The 4,986-nt window shown below is 34.9% G+C and carries 4 protein-coding genes; all 4 read left to right on the top strand.

The genetic code is table 11. The features are described 5' to 3' along the window. Window positions 1–1,219: 1,219 nt before the first annotated feature. The gene (locus tag BBG47_RS27055) at window positions 1,220–2,587 is read left to right on the top strand and encodes a hypothetical protein (RefSeq protein ID WP_065294328.1); all 1,368 of its coding nucleotides are present in this window, start codon (window positions 1,220–1,222) and stop codon (window positions 2,585–2,587) included. Between the two features lie 716 nt (window positions 2,588–3,303). Next, on the top strand, window positions 3,304–3,846 hold the full coding sequence (locus BBG47_RS27045; RefSeq protein ID WP_065294326.1) for a DUF2975 domain-containing protein: 543 nt from the start codon (window positions 3,304–3,306) through the stop codon (window positions 3,844–3,846). Window positions 3,847–3,859: 13 nt separating this feature from the next. After that, entirely contained in the window at window positions 3,860–4,069 is a 210-nt protein-coding gene (locus BBG47_RS27040) for a helix-turn-helix domain-containing protein (RefSeq protein WP_065294325.1), read from the top strand. Window positions 4,070–4,075: 6 nt separating this feature from the next. Further along, window positions 4,076–4,684 carry a CPBP family intramembrane glutamic endopeptidase gene (locus tag BBG47_RS27035; RefSeq protein WP_065294324.1) on the top strand — a complete coding sequence of 203 codons (609 nt, stop codon included), beginning with the start codon at window positions 4,076–4,078 and terminating at the stop codon, window positions 4,682–4,684. Window positions 4,685–4,986 lie beyond the last annotated feature (302 nt).

Here is a 4,986-nt window from a genome sequence, read left to right as displayed (position 1 = left end):
AACCAATTGTATCCAAGGCTTTACAATATGAGAACCTCATAAATAGAAATATCTTTGTATCCAATGCGTAGGATGCTATCATAAAAATAGAATGAGTAGCTGTTGTTGGTTGGCAGATGCTTTCGATTGTTTTGGTGTTGTTGTTGATCGTTTTGGAACGATTGGTTTTTCATAGAAGTGTTGTAAAACTTGTTTAATCTGGTCATACTATTTAAGTTCAATACAGTTGAGGATAAAGTTGATAATCTATCTGACCTTAATTAGCCCATTTCATTCCATCCCATTATGTGTTCAATTCCTTTTATAACCTGTGACGAAGTTACATCGGAGCTGCATGAAGGTTACTTGTTGTTTTTATTTTCTCCTTATTCAGTAACTCAGCACATTAATTTAAAATTTTTTTATAAATGTTCTGTTCCTGCGTATACGATAAGATAAAGTAAATACTGAATTTTGGAACTTTTTTAAGAAGGTGTAACATGTAATTTCAAATAGTTGAGCATCAGCTATCAACATGTATATTACAAAATGGATTAATAGTATACTTATGTAACATTTGGAGATCGTAGGATATCTTCTTATAATAGATAAGTAGCAAAAAAAGAAGACCTATTCTTGTAGAATTGATTTACACACTACAACCCATAGAATATAGGCCTATTCTATATATCATTTTACATCGGATTTTGTTAATGCTTTATTCACAAATAGGATGTGACTAAAGTGGGCTACCGCTTTTCGTAAGACCATAGAGATGACTATGAATCATTTTGTTGGAAAGGGATTTTTTTGTTTCCACATTGAGTTTTAATTACGGAAAATTCCGGGAACGGTGGGTTCACATATACATTTCGAAACGAGTATGGTAACTTGCACTTCGCATCCCGTGGTACGTTACGGTTTTCTTAAACAACAAACTTTACCTCCATAAGCGTTCCCGTGATACGCTTGAAGCCTGTTTTTATAAAGGGCTAATAATGACAGAGATTGCTGACCTTATCGAGAAATGTACGATCATCACTATATAGCCCACGAACGGTATCGAAAATGACCAAGGCGATGGTCAAATAAGTTGAAGCATCTGACGGCTACATTATGTTTCTTGTTCTATATCCTAATAGGCAAAACATTCTTATATATTCCTTCAGGAAAAATTAATGAATGTAATAATCTTTTATGTTACATAGGAAGTACTACAAAAAATAAGGATGAGGATCTTATGGTTAGAAAGTGTATTTATTGTGGTAAATCAGAAAACTTATCAGAATCAGATATTATTCCAGATGCACTTACTAATGCTAGAATTTTAAATAAGAATGTATGTAGAGTTGAACACAATAATAAATTTAGTGATATGTTTGAATCAGAAGTTATTCAAAAGTTAGCTTTAGTTACTAATAATCTAGATATAAAATCGAGCAAAAGCAGAAATTACCATAAATATGATGCAAGTGTTATATTGAATGGAGAAAAATATGTAGCCAAAAAAATCGGGTCAGATACGGAGCTCTTTAAGGGAAGAAAACTGAAAAGTGAAGATGGAAAGCATCTTCTTGGCCCCTTAGAAAATACTCAGATTAGGTCAACTCTTGAACATGAAGTTAAAATCGTTGATATTAATCAGCTAGAGATAGAGATTAAAATAGAGTTAGACATTAATGTTTACTTTAGTCTAGCAATGTTTAGAATGGTAGCGAAAATAGCATATGAATGGTATTGTTTGAAAAATGAGATAAATGATACGTATTCTGAGTTTGATGAAATTATAAAATTTGTAACTACAGGGAAAGGTAATAGTGTTGTATCGATAGTTGCTGAATCTGGAGTATATGATTTTGCAAAGGGAAATAACGAATATGGAAGTCACTTCCTTATTCTATATGTAGATAAATATGGCGGAGTAAATGTTATTGTTAATTTATTCGGTATTGTTCTATACAGAGTTAAAATAAGTAAAGTGATTCCTGAGATAAATAAGTATACATGTGTGTATCAAGAGCTATTAATTGACGGAACACGTAATGAAGTTAAATACGGATCTTTTAGGGAATTGGATAAGTCATTATCACGTAGTTTTATAGAAGTTAGTGGCGGCGAGATTACTTATATGCTTCCAGTGGATATGCAAGACTTCTTATTAGTTAAAAAACTATTTTTATATCATATTAGTGAATATATTGCTAATGGAGTCCTAGAATATATTTCTCCAAACGAAGAATTAGTAGAATTAATTGTGAATAATTTGAATAACTTGTTAAAAGAATCTTTATTGCATAAGAAATCAATAAAAAGATTCGTCAAGGAGCATATTATTAGTTTTGATAGAGAGATTCAGTTAAATCCGAACGGGACAGACCGGAAAGGAATTTTTATGTTTTATATTTTATATCTTATTGGAAAGGGTAAATGTGAATCAATCGATATTAATAAAATTAATGAACTTGTTAATCGTGAAGTAAAAGAGAAGTTTAAAAATCAATATGTCATTAATGATGAGGTTTGCGAGACATTAAAGAAGATAATGATGAAAGATAAAGATTATAGTACATACATTCTCAAAGGGGCAAAAGTGGTCAACGAGTGGTAACAATACTTGAAATAAGAACTCATTTAATAGGATATTTATAAACCGATTTTTATGCTCTATTGATGTATGCGTCACATTTTCTTGAAAGGTGAGAATAGCCATTGTACAACAAACTGCATATTATTGAATGTAAGCACCAGTTCCAACAATATGGACATTGTAATCAAATCCTAATTCGTAATTGGTGCGACTTTAAATAATACTGTGGCACGGTGCTTGTACAAGACGTAATAGTGCAAACGACTCATACAATATCAGGTGCTGAAAATATGAGGATTTTCTGTATCGAAGGGGGATGGATCTAGGTTGTGGCAGTGAGGTTATGACCACCTTCGACGGCGAGCCGCTGTGTGATGCGATGATCAGACAAAGGATGGATACCATGAATCCATTAAACCATACTCATCAAGTTTCTACAGAGAAACTTATACTAGTGATCAGGCTGCCGATGAAAAGAAATATGGACAGGTTACGTTTATTGATATACGCCTTCTCTATATCCATTAATGACAATCGAAACCGCGTAATGCGGTTTTTTTGTTTTATGACATAAAATGATAATAATTATCGAGAGTAATAGATTAATTCGCGACCTAGGAGAATCCAGATTTTAAATGTATTTCAATAATAATTTAACGATAAACATTAAATTATTATTGAAATACATAAATTTACCTGTTATGCTCTAGTCATCATAATAAAGGAGCAGTAATCATATGAGTACCCTTAAAATTCAGAAAACGAGCAAAATATTGGCTGTTTGTTTGCGAATGCTGTGTATCATGCTGCTGGTAGTAACGATAGCGGAGATTGCTGCAATTCTGTGGCTTACTCAGGTGTCAGGGGATGAAATTCCAGCAGCAATAAACACTATGAGCTCTATATTTTTACATACCGACCATAGTGATTACGCCAAATCTGATCTAATTATTACATTCAGTGGGGATGTAGTGAGGCTATGTCTAATCATGGTGATACTATTTATTACCGGGGGGATTTTTAAAGATATTAGTAAGGACTATACACCGTTTGTTGCCAAGCATATGAAGCGTTTGAAACGGATATCCTTGCTCATAGCTGGGATCGCCATTATTCCTGGATTTGTTGAAATAGCAATGATTCAAATGGTCACGCCAGCGGCAAGGGTTAATGTGTCGTTTGAGCTGTTTTATATTTTGGTTGCGGTTGTATTCTTTTGTCTAGCTCAAATATTCGATTATGGCAGAATGCTGCAACAGCAATCCGATGAAACTCTGTAAGGATGTGTGTATTATGGCTATTGTTTTGAGGCTGGACCGTGTGATGGCAGACCGTAAGATATCTCTGAACGAGCTTGCGGAGAAGGTAGGAATATCAAATGTTAATCTCTCGAATATAAAAACGGGGAAAATAAGTGCGATTCGTTTCTCTACGCTTGATGCGATTTGTAAAGTCCTTGATTGTCAGCCTGGCGACATTTTAGAGTACAAGGGAGAGGAGTAGTAGAAGATGACTGTTTCCGTGTTGGTTGGTTCACTTGTACAAGTGATCCTATTTAGTGTAGTTCCTCTGGTATGCTGGTTCTTATTCGCCAGAAAGAAGCAGTCTTTTTTTGAATGGATTGGATGTAAAGCTCCTGTTGTCGAGAAAAGAAACAGCTTTTTCATCCTCTTCTTCTTATCGCTTCTCTTGTTCGTATCTCTTGGGTGGATAATTATTTTGTTTTTCACTAATGACACCGATGTTGCTGCTTCGCAATTTTATGGGTTAGGCTTTTCTGGAATAGTCGCGGTTTTGTTGCATGCTTTCGTACAGACCGGTTTATCTGAAGAAATATTATTTAGAGGTTTTATCGGGAAAAGATTGATTTCTGCGTTTGGGTTTGTAACAGGGAACACGGTTCAGGCAATATTGTTCGGGTGTTTGCATGGGGTTATGTTTTTTTCAAGAACCGGAATAATCAATGCTGTTATCATAACGTTATTTACCGCTTTAATTGGCTGGTTTATGGGGTACATAAACGAGAAATTAGCAGGAGGATCCATTATTCCAAGCTGGATTATGCATGGATTGGCCAATTCGTTCTCGGCGATGACGATGATGTTCCAATTGTTATAGTAAGATGATATGCCATGCGGCTCTTCCGTTTGATGGATTCTAATTCACTAGATTCTCTTGAAATTTTGGATAATATCCTAATTAAGAAAGCGACCCTTGAACTCAAGAGTCGCTATCTGTATGTTTTGAACCTATACCTTTTCGCTAATCCTCACGTCACAAGCCATTCACCTCCGTCCCTAGCCGATATTGCTTACCACCCTACCCTGAACCAATATCACTTAACGGAGACCATCCTGATCCGATGTCAGCTAGATTCACTCCCGAAGATGCTCCGGTAGAACCGAACAAGAAAAGAGCCA

Origin of the sequence: Paenibacillus sp. KS1, from assembly GCF_001680695.1 — a bacterium.
Lineage (GTDB): Bacteria > Bacillota > Bacilli > Paenibacillales > Paenibacillaceae > Paenibacillus_B > Paenibacillus_B suaedae.
This window is presented reverse-complemented; position numbering and strand designations above follow the sequence as displayed.